Below are 14,686 nucleotides of genomic sequence, written 5' to 3' on the forward strand. Positions count from 1 at the left end.
TGATCGTTTGTTTAAAATCAGTGAATTTTCTAGGCTAAGCAAAGTATCCTTGAAAACATTGCGCTATTATGATCAGATTGGCATATTAAAGCCGAGAAAGGTGGACCATGATACTTGCTACCGATACTATTCAGCAGACCAGCTACTAGAGCTCAATCGGATCTTTCTCTATAAGGAATTGGGGTTTACCTTGCCACAAATTATACGTTTGCTCCACGAAGATATTTCGTTAAAAGATATACAAGGGATGTTTAAGCTGAAAAAAAGTGAGATTCAACATATTATCCAGACGGAGCAGGCCAAGCTTGCACGAATTGAAGAACGTATGCAACTTTTAGAACGAGAGGGTCAGGTGGAATCAGATCAAGAAATCCGCATCAAGGCAGTGGATGCTCAGCAATTCCTTTCTTTAAAAGCACGCGGGAGAGAAGAAGATATTCCAGACCTGTTTTGTACATTTAATCAATTACTCACAAAGGAAATGCGCCAATTAGCTCAAAGTCCTCAGGTCGTTTTATGGAAAGAAATAGAGGAGAAAGAAGACGAGTTTGAATTTGAAGTCGGTTATTTTTTAACCAAGGAGCTTTCATCATTCCCTGATACATTTCAACTACGGACTCTTCCTCCTGAGCCAATGATGGCCACAATGACCTTTCGTTCGGATTCTAACTTTGCTTGTACAGCCTGTGTTGATTTAGCTAAATGGATTGTAGAAAATAACTATCAATTCAAGGAAAACGAACCAGGTAGAGAAATATATTTACCATTATCTACAACCCAAAACGTCCAATTAATGGAGATACAAATACCTATTATAAATTGCTGAAGGAAGCGTGAATTGAGTTGAAAAATAAGCTGATTATCTATGTTTTATCACTCATTGTTTTTCTAATCGGAACCGTTGAGTACATTATTACAGGCGTTATTGAAATGATTGCCGTAGACTTTGGAGTAACGATTTCAGAAGCTGGGTTATTAGTGACTTTATTTGCCCTAGCAGCAGCCATTTTCGCTCCAATTCTCATTGCACTCACGATCAATATGGATCGCAAAAAGTTGCTTATGGCTACCGTTAGTGTGTTCATTATTAGCAACGGATTAATGTTTATCAGCTCTTCTTTTGAATACGCACTAGGGATACGAATTATTCAAGGGGTTAGCGGAGGAATTACTACAGTGGTAGCCATGGCAGTAGCTACTCGACTAGTTGAAAAAGAACGAAGAGGCCGTGCTATCGGCATAATTTTGATGGGCTTAAGCAGTTCGCTCGTGCTGGGTGTTCCAATTGGCACATTTTTTAGCGAAATATTTGGATGGAGAGTTTTATTTATGTTAATCGGTTTATTGACCATTCTTCCACTGCTTATCATCTATAAAAAAATTCCAGTTATCAAGGAGGAAGAAGCTGTTACACTCAGATCGCAGCTTTCGATTTTAAAAGATTCAAAAATTCTAACTGCCCTGGCTATTACTTTATTTTATGTCGGTGGTTACGCTACCCTATTTACTTATATTACGCCTTTCTTACAAGCCACATCCACTCTTTCTATGACCGAAATTAGTGGTATTCTATTTTTAGCTGGCATCTGTAGCTTTCTTGGCTCAAGAGTGGGCGGGCAATTGGCTGATGCAAAGGGTTCTCGATTCACCATTTGTTTTGGATTGCTGTTACAAGCAGTAACGCTCCTCCTATTCGCACTAGCTGGTATCAATCTCTTTGTATTGATCTTGGTTTTAATGATTTTTATGGTAGCAACTTGGAGTATTTCTCCTGCCCAGCAGCTCCTTCTTGTCACGCTGGTACCTCGTAATCCAGATATTGCCCTAAGCATAAATACCTCCTTTATCCAATTCGGTTTTGCACAAGGGTCTGCATTAGGCGGGTTTGTCATCGGTCATACCTCTGTCCTAAATTTGAATTGGGTTGGTTTTGGTACTGTAAGCATGGCTTTATTCCTTGCCATCCTGCTATTCCAAAAATTGAATAGTAGAGTTGAAACCCCTATGATTACTAAAGTCAAATATTAATTTTTTATCCTACCTTTATATTGAAAATGGCCTATTCAATATAAAGGTAGCTTTTTTTAATCCATTTCCAATTTCCGCTCTCTATCATTCCTTCCTTTGTATTAGCATAGTCATGCCCAACGAATAGGAAGTAAATCGCTTATCGTCAAGATCGTATTCTCTCTTACCATTACTTCCCATCGATAGTGATCATCATAATTTGACAAATAAACTCTCTACATCTTCCGCACGGTGGTATGATTGTACCATCTTTATCAACTGCAATGATTCTTTTTACTTTAGTCATCAGTAATCATAGCTGCTATTGCTGCGTGTTCTGCACAAAATCCCATAGAGCAAGGCGTATCAATACACACCCCTTTATATATCTGACATTCTCACATAAAATGGCAGCAGTAACGGATCCTGCATAAGAATTCTTTGAAATTTGTTTTGGATTTAAGGCACCCTTTGCTTTCTTATATAATTCTTCAAATCCCATTATTTCCATCCCCTTTTTAAGTTTGATTCCTATAAACCAACTATTTTTTTAACTAAATGATAGCGCTTACTTTTATATCTAACTCAATCATGTACTCAAGTTAAAAAATAGGAGGCTAGAAAATGAAACATATTCCTTTACACCTATGGCAAGAAGAACAGCATAAACAGGTAATAGATTTCCATAAAAATCACGCGTTAGTAAAAGAACGAGAATGGCAATGGATTGCTAGCTAGGTGTGTAAGATTTCTCTACATGAAGGATTGTTCAGTAAATCTCCATGCCTATCCGATATTTATAAATCAATCTCACCCTATTATTAGTCTCTAATGACTTTAGACCAGAAACTATTCTTTATTCACCCCTCCCTATTGTCCAAACAACTGCATTTGATATGAATAAAATATTTATAGAAAAGGAGGTGAATATTAAATGGCATCATTTGAAATTGGAGCAAGAAGTCTTTTCAATTTTCGCAACGAACGCTTTTTCCTATTAGTTGAAGATGAAATTACTATTCCAGAAAAAGGTGTAGAGATTGATCCAGTTAACATCTATGAGATTGACCAGCAAACTTTCAATTTTATCAGAGATGAAGGAGATACACCTGTAGTTGTACCACGTTTTAACCTTCCTCCTGTACCACCTGGATTTAAGTTAGAACGAAAATGTATTTTTTCAGTCAATAATTCTTACTTTGTCATCTATGATTTAGAAAATGGCACTGATAATAATGTTTTATTAAGAATTAGTGCTGCTTTATTTAACTCATTAAGAAATTCTGGTGTTCATGAATGTGTTCCTCAAGATTTCATTAATTAATAAAAATCCATCCTTCAGGTAATGTTCAGCAAGGTTCCCCCTGCCTTGCTGAACATTTTGTTTCTTTGTCTTCATGAATTTTTGCGGTCAGTCATTGGACAGCAGACAGTTTCGTTCAACTCCTATTTTTCTTTAGTATGATATTCGCGGTTTTCAGTGTTGGTATAGAGACAGAGAAAAAACTAAAAAACAGAAGCTGATTGGACATGCTAATCGACTTTTTATGTTCAATCTTTTCAATAATTCCATTTCAAATCATCTATGGTAAAAATAGAATATAACTGGTATATTATAGGTTATATCCTATTTATTTCATGAAAGATGGTGCGTTGATGGATAAAACACTGGTAGATTTACAAAAGGAAATAATCGTTGAAGTAAAGAAGGGATTTCCGATTTTACTTTCTGGTGCTGTTGTCTTTTTACTTTTTACTCTCATGCCCTTAGTTTTGCCAATAGAAGCGGTTCGTTTAAGTTGGATATTTGGCTTAGGTGCCATTTTCCCTATCGGTTTAGGCATTAGTAAAATTCTTGGGATTAATTTAAACGCTACTGGCAACCCTTTAGGGACGTTAGGAGGGATCGTTGCCGCTCCTCAAGCTTTTTACATACCTGTATTTATCATTGTGTATATGAACATACCTGAATACCTCCCCTTTACAATTGGTTTACTTGCAGGCTCTCATTTTCTGCCATACATATGGATTTATAAAAGTAAGGCTTATTTATTTGTGACGTTAGGTGTCTGCTTTTCCGCTCTGATTTTAGGTGGCTTCTTTGTGGAACAAGCCTTCACACTTGTACCTTTAGCCATTTCTATCGTGTATGGAATGGGCGTTCTTTTAATTCTAAGAGAACTTAAAGTCAATCCGATTTAATCACCTTCCTCAAGGTGATTTTTTTAATATTTCAGACCTCCTTCAACCTGAGAAATAAAGGATTCATTTCCTATCCTGTGCTTGTTCCTTTACAATAAATCTATTCATAAATGAAAGGATGTATAGATGTGCTATTTCCATATCGTAATGATCTTAGGAAAACGTTAATACCTTATCTAAGCACACTTGATGAGGCATTTTGGTTTAAGACATCTGATTTTTATCCAAATAATGTAGCGTGGATTATATCTCATTTATCAAGTAGCGAGGACTATTGGGTGAATGAAATTGGCCTTAAAAAACCTTGTCTATTAAACCTGCACGATAATTGTTCGCCTAAGGAAATACTAGATAGCTATATTCAAATTAGAAATTATACGGATGACATTCTACATACATTAGACGAATCGCAGCTCAATGAAATAGTCGAGGTGCCGAAGTTTTCTGATGGTTGGACGCCACCTTCCGTACCTACACTAAACTGGTTGTTTCATCATGTTTACGCACATGAAGCTTACCATGTTGGGCAAATCGCCGTTATCGCGCATCTTAATGGATTGCCAAAGCCATTATTTTAATATAAGGCAAAGCAATGAAAGGAATAGTTTTTTAAATGGAGGAACAGTAATTTGAAGAAATTTCGTGGGAAAAGGCGCTATTTCCGTAACCTATGGCGAGAAACAACGGCTGAGCCATATAATTTAGACTTTGATAAAGAAGGATGGTTTAATTTATGGCACACTCACCTTGATTTTTATGGGTATGGCAATGATGGGTTGAAGATACGAAGAGAGCACATAAAAGCACATATAGCCTTATATAATCGTTTATCAGAAAAGCTCTCGACATTCGGAAAACCTTATCAATTATGGATGGAGTTTGTAGAGGAGGATGCTAGTTTGGATTCAGTTACTATCCATTCGCCTAACCCAGCTGAGGATAATTTCCCACTAACAATAGTAAATGTAGATTGGAATTGCCCTGTCCCTAAATTCCTTAAGGATTTAATCAACCTGAATGAGTGGAATGTAGGGCACTATAAGCGAGTATCAACTAACAGCTATTTCATCCAGTCTAAAAATAATGGAGTAAAATTGTAGGGTCGGAAACCATTGGTTGGTTTCCGACCATTCCCTTTAATCCAAATATATTCTTGAGCTAGTTGCTGATTTTTATAGATGGCCATACCCGTTTTCAATTTTCTAAAGCCCATTTTTGCATAAAACGGTTCATTCCCTGTTGTGGCGATTAGCTGAATGCAGGATACCTCCCTTAACTGTGCGATCATATCCTCCAGGAGTAAACGAGCAATCCCTGTGCCTTGATAGGGTTGATGCACAACCACATCATAAATGGCGGCATTAAATACGCCATCTGACAAAGCTCTGACAAATCCACTATTTTTCCATCTACCACGGCGAATACTTGATGTGTGCTTGCATTGAAAACTTGTTTGATCATCTGTTCATCATGTTTCATCCACCCAACAGATTGAAAAATCTCCTTTACTATTGTGAAGTACTAGCATTTGCCTCCCCTTCTTTTTGCTTTCATGAAAACTCCCTATGAAAACGATGTGTATTTTATTATACTTATAAAAAATGACTTGAGAATGGTGGGATTATGATGATGTTTGCTCCATTATTTGAACAGGACGTACCAGCACTTCTTCTTCCTTAACGGTAGAAGCGCTTTTTCTCCGTTAAGGGCATAGGTATCTATGAAAACGGAGGAAAAAACATGAGAAATCTAGTAATCGGCGCCATCTTTTTATCGCTTGCTGCGAGCATTTGGGGTGCCATGTATGTAGTCGTTAAAGTAGTGGTGGAGGTTGTGCCACCATTAGAGCTTGTTTGGATGCGCTATTTGATTGCGGTGATTGCACTCGGGATCATTGGGATCATGATGAGGCAATCCTGGAAAATAGCAAAAAAAGATTGGCTGATCCTTTTTCTTGTTGGCCTTATTGGGAACACGATTTCCATTGTGACACAGGAAATGGGCACAATGCTATCCACCGCGCAGATGGGGGCAATTATTACGGCGACAACCCCTGCTTTTATGGTTGTCTTCGCCCGTTTGATTTTAAAAGAAAGCATTACGCTGAAAAAGTGCTTGTCTATCGCTCTTGCCACGATTGGCGTGGGGATCATTGTAGGCAACGGAAAAATCGACGTGACACAGCAATTAGGCGGACTCTATTTACTGCTTGCTGCCTTAACGTGGGCATTGATGTCGGTATTAGTCAAAAAGGTACCAAGCCATTACTCACAAATTGTTGTCACAACCTATACATCTCTGATTGCCGTGATGTTATTGACCCCTTTTGTCCTTCCAAGGCTAAAGAATTTAGATCTGGCAAGTGTTTTACAACCGACTATTTCAGGGGGCTTGCTTTACTTAGGCATTATCTCAACAGCTGGTGGTTTTTTATTGTGGAATAAAGGACTTCAACTAATGAATGCGTCTAGTGGCGGCTTGTTTTTCTTCTTTCAACCGATTGTTGGCACATTTTTAGGCTGGCTCTTATTGGGAGAGACGATTGGACTTTCCTTTTGGATAGGCTCCCTATTAATTTTTAGCGGCGTTTTTATTGTCATTCGAGACGAATAAATCGAAGTGCGTTTCTATGTTAGATAGAGACGCACTTTTTATGTTGGCTCAGCTTATGGTCATTGAACGTCATGTTTGCACATATATTGCAAATGCCTAAAGGAGCTGATATTCTGAACATCTTTTTAGTGAACTTAAAGGATTTTACTTTATTAATTTTTTTACTTGCTAGTATGGTCTATTGTCGACAGCTAAAATTAACGAGGTGGCAACGAAGATTATCGATTGGTGAATGGAGCATGTACATCCTGCTCTCTATTGCCCTTCCCCTTTATGCAGTGCTTTATCTTGCTTTTCTTTTAGGAGCATAGGAAAATAAGACATCATAGGCTATTTTTGGAGGGATTTCATGTTTCAAACAATCGATCATTTTTTACAGTCTTGGGCATATGAAGCTGCTGCTACGCAAAAATTACTTAATCACCTTACAGATGAATCGCTACATCAGGCAATCACTCCCGAGAACTGGACTTTAGGACGCGTTGCTTGGCACACGGTTACTGCAATTCGAATTATTACCTCGAATACGAATTTAGCGTTTGAAGCCCCAGCAAAGGATTTTCCAGTTCCTACTTCTGCTCGGTTCATTGCAGACGGCTATCACCAAGCGAGTGAAGCCTTTGTGGAAGCGATACAATCGCAATGGACTGACAAGACAATGACTGAAACAATTGAATTTATTGGTCAACAAATGCCGAATGGTTCCCTGTTATTATTTTTGCTACAGCATCAAAGTCATCATCGCGGTCAAATGACGGTTCTGATGCGTCAGGCTGGTTTAAGTGTTCCAGGTATTTATGGTCCAGCGAAAGAGGAATGGGCTCAGTTTGGGTTGGAAGCTCCTCAAATGTAGCTAAGCCTGTACCAAATATAAAGAGGCTGTCCATTTTAAGACAACCTCTTTTATTTATTGACTATAAAGATGCTAGCCAGTTATTAGTATCAGCGATGGTTGGGTTAGCGAGATAATGTCCGCCTTCAATTTGCAGTGTTTGGCCCGTCATAAATTTTGATTCGTCAGAGGCTAAAAATACAACTGCATGGCCAATATCATCCGCTTCCCCATGATAGGGTAGCGCATTAAATTTCGCATAAATGGCCAGCATTTCTTCTGGCATATTGTTTTTCGCGGCTGGTGTTAAAATAAGACCTGGTGCAACCGCATTACAACGAATATGATCCTTCCCAAATTGTGTGGCAATATTTCTTGTCATATTCACCACACCTGCTTTTGTTGCCCCATAGGCTGTACGAATTTGGTCACTGGCGAATGCAGCCATAGAAGCCGTATTAATAATTGAGCCCCCGCCCGCTTTTTGCATATGTGGAATGGCAAAACGACTACCCAGTAGAATCGATTTTAAATTCACATTGACTAAACGGTCCCATTCATCTAAATCAATATTTAATACATCTAAATCTTTCTTCAGGTTAGTTAGACCAACATTATTAAAGAGCACCGTTAATGAGCCGTATTGTTCTACAGTGAAGTTCACGGCCGCTTCAATGGAGGAAGCATCCCCTGCATCAAGGAAAACCGCTGCCGCCTCATACCCATCATTGACTAAAGTTGCTGCTGCTTCTTTCGCACCCTCTACATTAAAATCAGCAATGACTACTTTTGCACCCTCTTTTGCTAACAAGCTAGCTGCCGATAAACCAATACCAGAAGCCCCACCTGTTACTAATGCCACTTTATTTTTTACTCGATCCATTTTCAATTCCTCCTTCAAATCACACGAAAAAGAGCAAATTAGCTCTCCTAACGTAAAATAGTTTAACATTAAACTATTTAATTTTAAACTAATAACCTTTAGCATTTTATAGCTCCACTGTGAACTTGTTGATTTTACCAAGATCATGAAGATGGCATAAATGATTCACTAAACATTCTCTATGTTTATAACGCAGTTAATTTCAGGAATAAAGATATCACCAATCAGGAAACATCCAATCTTTTCGTTCAAATAGCCAATTCGATCAAGTCAAATGGAGTCGCAACATCTAGTTATGTTCCTTCATCTATACAATGAATAAGTTGTTATGCTATAATACTTTAGAAAACCTCAAAGGGTATCAACCAATTCTGAGCTACAGTGATGCATATCGCTGTAGTTTTTTCTATGCTATCATTTCCTTAAACTTACATTATGATGTGAGAATATGGAAACAAATACATATCGTTGTAAAGCCTGTGGCGGTCAACCTTTTTCTGAAGGAAAATTAGATGGCTATGCTGCTTTAAGACCCGTGAATACCAGCTTTTCCTCAGGCTCACCCCTTATTTTCACTGTCTGTACGCAATGTGGAGAAATTGCCTCTATTAAAGCCACAAAACCTGAAAAGTTTAAGTAAAAAACAAGAGAGCATCATTTCAATAATGAAATTTGCTCTCTTGCTTTATGTTTCTTTCTTATTCTTCTTTCCCCATTGATACGGCTTTTTGGACCAATTCCACATCCAAACAAAGAAATAGATGATGACCATTGTGATGACCATCATTGTCACATTTTCTCCCCATGCAATCGGCTCATGCTTCCTCCATTGATTCATCGTTCTAACAATGAAGTACAGTAAAGGATAAATAAAATAACCTACTTGATCCCGTCGCATCTAAGAACGCCCCCCTTTTAGAAAAGATGATTTTCCCTATTCATCAATCATTGTCGCAAGCTTCATCATCGTTTTCCAATTGCGAACTGTAGCAGGCACCTCTAGCTTAGGCAGTTGTTGACTAAGCTTGGCATTGCGAATGCTATCGTAAAATAAAAGATAGACATCTCTCCCCTTGATAATGCAGCGCTCTTTTTCACTTACATATTGTAATAACTTAGCACCGTTCTCTTCAATTGGAACAGTTGAAAGTAGTGCAACATGGAGACTTTCCCCTGTAGCTGTAGCCCGTGCATCTGCTAAGTCTTGTTCTGAGAAAGGACAATTGTTCACAATAGAACGGAATTCTTCAGCTGTACGGATGATTACTGTACTCGTGATAGTGAAAGTAGTTTGAATGGTCTCTTGAATTTGCTGTTGCAAAAGTGCTTCTGATTCACTCGATTCAAACAGGATATTGCCACTTTGTATATAGGTCCGAATGTTTTGGAGACCTAGTGGTTGCAGCGCGTCTCTCAATTCAGCCATTTTTAATTTATTGTGCCCACCTACATTAATCCCTCTTAAAAGTGCTACGTATTTAGTCATTGAATTCCACCTTTCCTTTTATCTATAGTATAGCAATAATTAGGGAATAATAGGAAAAAACTGCACCCTTTCATGCAGGGCGCAGCTTGATTAGCTATACTAATTGGTGGATGTCGTCTATTAAACGATCCACATTTTCTTTGGTCGTAGCCCAGCTTGTGCAAAAGCGCACAACCGTATGAGTATCATCGTATGCTTCCCAAATGGAGAAGGAATATTTTTCTTCCAGCGACCGAAGTAGATGGTTTGGTAAAATCGGAAATTGCTGATTCGTTTTCGAATCATAGCGCATTGCAAAGCCTTTATCGAGAAATGCCTGTCGTATCAGCATCGCCATATCTACCGCGTGATGGGAAATATCCATATAGAGCGTATCTTCAAATAGCGTTTCGAACTGAATGCCTAATAATCGGCCTTTGGCAAGCAGCCCTCCTCTTTGCTTGATCATGTAGCGGAAATCCTTTTGGTACGCAGGATTCACGATCACAACTGCTTCCCCAAATAATGCCCCCATTTTAGTGCCACCAATATAAAATACATCACAAAGCTTAGCGATGTCAGCAAGTGATAAATCACTGTCCTGTGCCACGAGACCATAGCCTAAACGAGCACCATCGATAAACAGTGGTAAGTCACAGTCTCGGCAAACTTCACGTAAGGCGGTTAATTCTGCCTTACTATAGGTCGTACCATTTTCTGTAGGATGAGATATGTACACTAAGCCTGGCTGCACCATATGCTCATGTGTGCTATCCTGCCAGTGTGCATCATAGCAGGCTTTCACCTGTGCCGCAGTTAGTTTGCCATCATCGCTAGATAATGTCAGCACCTTATGACCCGTTGCCTCAATAGCTCCTGTTTCATGCACCGCAATATGCCCTGTACTCGCTGCAATGACGCCCTGATGAGGACGCAAAATAGATGCTATCACGGTTGTATTCGTTTGTGTACCTCCAACTAAAAAGTGAATGTCTGCCTGCTCCGCTGCAATCGCTTTTTTTATATAGGCTCTTGCTTTTTCGGAATGCTCATCCATACCATACCCTGGAGATTGTTCTTCATTTGTTGCTACTAACCGCTGCAAAATTTGTGGATGGGCACCTTCTGCATAATCATTTTCGAATCGAATCATATCTACTGCTACCTCCAAATTCTCTCTATCTATTCCTCATTTTCATTTACAACCTTATTAACATAATATTTTATGATTTGTTGGTCTGGTGGACTCATTTTCTCAGGTAAATGGTGCAGTGGAAAGAATTTTATAGCAGTTGCCTCGTCTTGATCATAGTTTATCAAACCTGTAAAACTACGACATTCATAGGCAGCAATAACATTAAATACCTCATCCCCATGAGGATATTGATAATAAAATTCTTGACCAGAAAACATTTTTAGAAACATTAAGGATTCAGGCATCAATCCACTTTCCTCATACATTTCACGCAAGGCCACCTCTTCCAGAGACTCGCCTAATTCCATCGAACCACCGATCAGCCCCCAACATTTATTATCCTTTCGTAGCTGAAGGAGTAGCTCATTGTTTTCATTGATTATAAGTATACTCGCACCCACCATAATGAGGGGCTGAGTTCCAATTTTTTGTCGTAAATCCATTATATAACCCATCTTTCTCCTCCCCAATTATCCATTTCTTAATTTCTTGTATTCATATATTACGGTATTTTGTCCCTTTTACGCTATTTGTTTATCTAAAAATACTGTCATTGCCTTTTATCTAAAATAACAGTTCATCTCTCCTCATACAATATGCTGAAATTGTTCTTCAAAAGTAAGAGGCATCATAGTTTAGTCGAGGATGCTTTATTAAAGCTGTTCGGTTTTCTCTACAACGGAAGAGATCAGAGAGAAGCTGATCTCCTATTCTTTAATAACGCTATAAAAATTTCCTCTCAGTTCGATTACTTTGAAGTCTCTTTAGGGGAGGTTCATCTACAGGTGTATCGCTTGGAGCTTACTATGGAGCGGCTTCTCCTTAGTTTGGATCACCTCAACCAAATTTCCTAGCAAGTTCTCCATAATTAGAAGGTTGACCTTCATTCCCCGCCGGAGCCACAGGATGAGTCACTCGAAGTAGCACTAGTATCAGCACACTGTTGGCTGTCTTGGGAGGAAAGATGGGCATCATTTGTTGAAAAATCGTTTGTGGAATGGATATGGTGGTTATGCTCGTTTGATTTGCTGTGAATTTTATTTGCATTACTGATGATGCCTATGACAACGACAACCCCAACAAACACGATAAATATAATCATTTATTCCAGCTCCTTTCAGTCATTCTATAAATTGTAACATTAAATCAACGCTCGGTAGTACAGTTCTATGTAAAATGGCAATAGATAAAATAACACCACAATCGAAAATGATTGTGGTGTTCACATTATGATTGCGATTTGCGTGTGGCAGATTTTTTTGAACGATTTCCTTCGTTCGAGTTTTTCTTTTGCTCTTGTGTTAAAGCATTTTCTTCGCGCACATCTAAATCATCTGGACTTAAATCTGTCGCTAATTCCGCCAACTCTGACTGACGTTTATATTGCTTGCCCTTTGTCAAAATGATCACCTCCAAGTAGTATTACATTGCCCTATTTGGTTTGATCTATTCCTGCAACAGTATGAAATGATTATTTCTAGCTAAACTAATTGCACCATCTGCTGGTTCAAAAGATGGTGATATGCTTGTAAATCTTGCTCATATAATTTCTGATAGGTCGCTAGGCTATGCTGTTTGATATAGTCAAAGTCCTCTTCAGGAACTAGGGGATGTGTACGGTTAAGCATCCATGCATTTTCCCAAGCCGTTTGCTCAAATTGAATATTCATTTCATGTTCTTCAATCAGCATGGCTAAGAGTTGTTCCTGATGATATATTTCTTTTAAGGTATGTTGCTTTTTCATCGTAAAGATTTCAATTGTACGTGGAAGTGATGCCTGTAATGCTTCTCGATCTACTGCATGACCTAGCTCATGTAGGGTCATTGTTTTTACATAAATTTCAAGTGAAGTTGGAAGCATTAGTTCATTTCTTGCCTCTACTAATCGTTTCGCATCAAATCCTACATAGTCCCCAATAAAGTTATAACTCATATTAATACCTGAATCATCTTGTTTTATCTTGACCGTCATGTTCACAGCCTGCACGACGGATTGAATTACCTGAAATAGTTCTTTTTCTTTAATTTGCGTCATTCTCTCGATCCTCATTTCCTCTAAAAACAAATAGAAGCGGATTAAATATATACTACAATTAGGAGAAATTCAACAAATTTATCCTGTGGATTGAGAGGAACTTAACAACAAAAAAGGCGCTTGTAGTTTAAAACTACAAACGCCCTGTGTGTGAAGGGTTTCGACCTATTTAAAAGTGATTAGTTATTATTGTTATTTCGACGATTTTGGTTGCCGTTGGAGTTGTTACTACGCTGTTTACTGCGTGCTTCTCCACCTTTACGTCCTATTTCTTCATAAAAATCGTCATCGTGCTTTTCAGCGGTAGCTTCTCCGCCTTTGCGACCAATTTCTTCATAAAATTCTTCGCCGTGGTTTTCAGCCGTAGCTTCTCCACCTTTTCGCCCGATTTCTTGATAAAATTCATGTCCATGATTTTTAGACGTAGCCTCGCCGCCTTTACGTCCAATTTCTTCATAAAAATCACGGTCATGATTTCTGGAGGTAGCTTCTCCGCCTTTACGTCCCGCTTCTTCGACAGTCATGTTTTCATTGTTGTTTCTGTTGCGATTGTTTTGCTTGTTAGCCATTTCTATTCCTCCTAAATATTTTTTTGAGCTTTTTACTAGCTCGCTATTTATATTCCCAGTCAAAACACATCTAAACATATTTTTTTAAAAAATTGATTTTCTTATTGTAATAGAACACTGAGAGGAGCAGATTGCTAACAAGCCCATCAATCATATACATGTACCCTTTCCAATATAATACTAATCTATAGTATGTCATCGAGGATGAAAGAAGGGTGATGGAAAAATGACGACTCTCACAAAGCCATCTATTGGTTTAACACAATTTACAGACTTCACAATGAAGGGAAGTGCAGCTAAAACAAAGTTTGTGAAGGATATAAAATATCAGGGAGATTATCATCCAATAAAAGATTATTGGAAAGCCTTGCGTGATGGGTTAAAAAAATACCATGAGCATCGTTTGAATGATACCTATTTACTCGATATCGTGGATAATGCCCTTCCTGCACGCCAGAAAAATTACCAGGAAGCTGTTAAAGCCTATATAAAATTCTTAAAAAATAAAAACGTTCAGTGGTTTGATCCAGGTAAGGCGAATTGGTACTGTGACGATTTAATTGTTCGGTCCAATCCTGAGCTTGGTTTAATCATTGACGATGTACCCTATCTAATCAAGCTGTATTTTAAAGGAAAAAATGAGCGCATCGATAAACATAAATGTCGATCTGCCCTCACACTTCTAAAAGACTCCCACTATACGATTGAACATCCAGACTCTGTTCAACATGCCATTTTAAACGTGCAAAAAGGTCGCTTGATTACAGATGATGATTCAACGGACTATCATCAAATTGCCCTCGAATCGGATGCAGCTCAATTTATGTTTATTTGGAATAGACTCTAGCTAAAAATGTGGATTTGGAAAATACCAAATCCACATT

The 14,686-nt window shown here is 38.4% G+C and carries 19 protein-coding genes and 1 pseudogene; 10 read left to right on the forward strand and 10 right to left on the reverse strand.

Annotated features, from left to right (window positions below; all coding sequences use genetic code 11):
* Window positions 1-7: 7 nt before the first annotated feature.
* On the forward strand, window positions 8-826 hold the full coding sequence (locus CD31_RS21130) for a MerR family transcriptional regulator (protein WP_036080923.1): 819 nt from the start codon (window positions 8-10) through the stop codon (window positions 824-826).
* A gap of 17 nt (window positions 827-843) precedes the next feature.
* Complete coding sequence (locus CD31_RS21135) at window positions 844-2,028, forward strand: MFS transporter (RefSeq protein WP_036080926.1); 1,185 nt, start codon at window positions 844-846, stop codon at window positions 2,026-2,028.
* A gap of 301 nt (window positions 2,029-2,329) precedes the next feature.
* Here CD31_RS21135 and CD31_RS23905 read toward each other — a convergent pair whose 3' ends face one another.
* Complete coding sequence (locus CD31_RS23905; protein ID WP_244904997.1) at window positions 2,330-2,509, reverse strand: hypothetical protein; 180 nt, start codon at window positions 2,507-2,509, stop codon at window positions 2,330-2,332.
* Between the two features lie 432 nt (window positions 2,510-2,941).
* Here CD31_RS23905 and CD31_RS21145 point away from each other — a divergent pair, with 432 nt between their 5' ends.
* The 4 genes from CD31_RS21145 to CD31_RS21160 all read left to right on the forward strand — a co-directional run bounded on the left by CD31_RS21145 (window position 2,942) and on the right by CD31_RS21160 (window position 5,309).
* On the forward strand, window positions 2,942-3,331 hold the full coding sequence (locus CD31_RS21145; RefSeq protein ID WP_036080929.1) for a hypothetical protein: 390 nt from the start codon (window positions 2,942-2,944) through the stop codon (window positions 3,329-3,331).
* A 332-nt stretch (window positions 3,332-3,663) separates the two neighbouring features.
* Complete coding sequence (locus tag CD31_RS21150) at window positions 3,664-4,209, forward strand: DUF7010 family protein (RefSeq protein WP_036080932.1); 546 nt, start codon at window positions 3,664-3,666, stop codon at window positions 4,207-4,209.
* 128 nt (window positions 4,210-4,337) lie between these two features.
* Window positions 4,338-4,787: a DinB family protein gene (locus CD31_RS21155; protein ID WP_081977531.1), complete on the forward strand. Its 450-nt coding sequence runs from the start codon at window positions 4,338-4,340 to the stop codon at window positions 4,785-4,787.
* A 51-nt stretch (window positions 4,788-4,838) separates the two neighbouring features.
* Window positions 4,839-5,309 carry a hypothetical protein gene (locus CD31_RS21160; protein WP_036080938.1) on the forward strand — a complete coding sequence of 157 codons (471 nt, stop codon included), beginning with the start codon at window positions 4,839-4,841 and terminating at the stop codon, window positions 5,307-5,309.
* A 44-nt stretch (window positions 5,310-5,353) separates the two neighbouring features.
* Here CD31_RS21160 and CD31_RS21165 read toward each other — a convergent pair.
* A pseudogene (locus CD31_RS21165) lies at window positions 5,354-5,721 on the reverse strand (GNAT family N-acetyltransferase); the annotation flags it as partial.
* 228 nt (window positions 5,722-5,949) lie between these two features.
* On the opposite strand from CD31_RS21165, the gene CD31_RS21170 reads away from it, so the two are divergent.
* Window positions 5,950-6,822: a DMT family transporter gene (locus CD31_RS21170; protein WP_036080941.1), complete on the forward strand. Its 873-nt coding sequence runs from the start codon at window positions 5,950-5,952 to the stop codon at window positions 6,820-6,822.
* A gap of 349 nt (window positions 6,823-7,171) precedes the next feature.
* A complete protein-coding gene (locus CD31_RS21175; RefSeq protein WP_036080944.1) occupies window positions 7,172-7,675 on the forward strand; it encodes a DinB family protein in 504 nt (167 codons plus the stop codon).
* Window positions 7,676-7,736: 61 nt separating this feature from the next.
* Here the strand turns inward: CD31_RS21175 and CD31_RS21180 are convergent, their stop codons facing one another.
* Window positions 7,737-8,537 (reverse strand): SDR family NAD(P)-dependent oxidoreductase, encoded by an 801-nt coding sequence (locus CD31_RS21180; RefSeq protein WP_016991487.1) that lies wholly within the window; start codon window positions 8,535-8,537, stop codon window positions 7,737-7,739.
* A 448-nt stretch (window positions 8,538-8,985) separates the two neighbouring features.
* On the opposite strand from CD31_RS21180, the gene CD31_RS21185 reads away from it, so the two are divergent.
* Window positions 8,986-9,177, forward strand: a complete 192-nt coding sequence (locus CD31_RS21185) for a hypothetical protein (RefSeq protein WP_036080947.1) — start codon at window positions 8,986-8,988, stop codon at window positions 9,175-9,177.
* Between the two features lie 45 nt (window positions 9,178-9,222).
* Here the strand turns inward: CD31_RS21185 and CD31_RS21190 are convergent, their stop codons facing one another.
* The 7 genes from CD31_RS21190 to CD31_RS21220 form a co-directional block, all read right to left on the reverse strand.
* Entirely contained in the window at window positions 9,223-9,435 is a 213-nt protein-coding gene (locus CD31_RS21190) for a hypothetical protein (protein ID WP_016991485.1), read from the reverse strand.
* Between the two features lie 36 nt (window positions 9,436-9,471).
* On the reverse strand, window positions 9,472-10,023 hold the full coding sequence (locus CD31_RS21195) for a DUF1697 domain-containing protein (protein ID WP_036080950.1): 552 nt from the start codon (window positions 10,021-10,023) through the stop codon (window positions 9,472-9,474).
* A gap of 94 nt (window positions 10,024-10,117) precedes the next feature.
* Entirely contained in the window at window positions 10,118-11,155 is a 1,038-nt protein-coding gene (locus CD31_RS21200) for a threonine aldolase family protein (protein ID WP_036080954.1), read from the reverse strand.
* Window positions 11,156-11,184: 29 nt separating this feature from the next.
* The gene (locus tag CD31_RS21205; RefSeq protein ID WP_036080957.1) at window positions 11,185-11,652 is read right to left on the reverse strand and encodes an NUDIX hydrolase; all 468 of its coding nucleotides are present in this window, start codon (window positions 11,650-11,652) and stop codon (window positions 11,185-11,187) included.
* A gap of 772 nt (window positions 11,653-12,424) precedes the next feature.
* Window positions 12,425-12,607, reverse strand: coding sequence for a hypothetical protein (locus CD31_RS23630; protein WP_243456430.1), 183 nt, complete (start codon window positions 12,605-12,607; stop codon window positions 12,425-12,427).
* Window positions 12,608-12,678: 71 nt separating this feature from the next.
* On the reverse strand, window positions 12,679-13,233 hold the full coding sequence (locus CD31_RS21215) for a hypothetical protein (protein ID WP_036080962.1): 555 nt from the start codon (window positions 13,231-13,233) through the stop codon (window positions 12,679-12,681).
* A 179-nt stretch (window positions 13,234-13,412) separates the two neighbouring features.
* Complete coding sequence (locus CD31_RS21220) at window positions 13,413-13,802, reverse strand: KGG domain-containing protein (protein WP_016995470.1); 390 nt, start codon at window positions 13,800-13,802, stop codon at window positions 13,413-13,415.
* Window positions 13,803-14,028: 226 nt separating this feature from the next.
* Here CD31_RS21220 and CD31_RS21225 point away from each other — a divergent pair, with 226 nt between their 5' ends.
* Window positions 14,029-14,649 (forward strand): hypothetical protein, encoded by a 621-nt coding sequence (locus CD31_RS21225; protein WP_036080965.1) that lies wholly within the window; start codon window positions 14,029-14,031, stop codon window positions 14,647-14,649.
* Window positions 14,650-14,686 lie beyond the last annotated feature (37 nt).

It is taken from the genome of Lysinibacillus boronitolerans JCM 21713 = 10a = NBRC 103108, from assembly GCF_000772935.1.
Lineage (GTDB): Bacteria > Bacillota > Bacilli > Bacillales_A > Planococcaceae > Lysinibacillus > Lysinibacillus boronitolerans.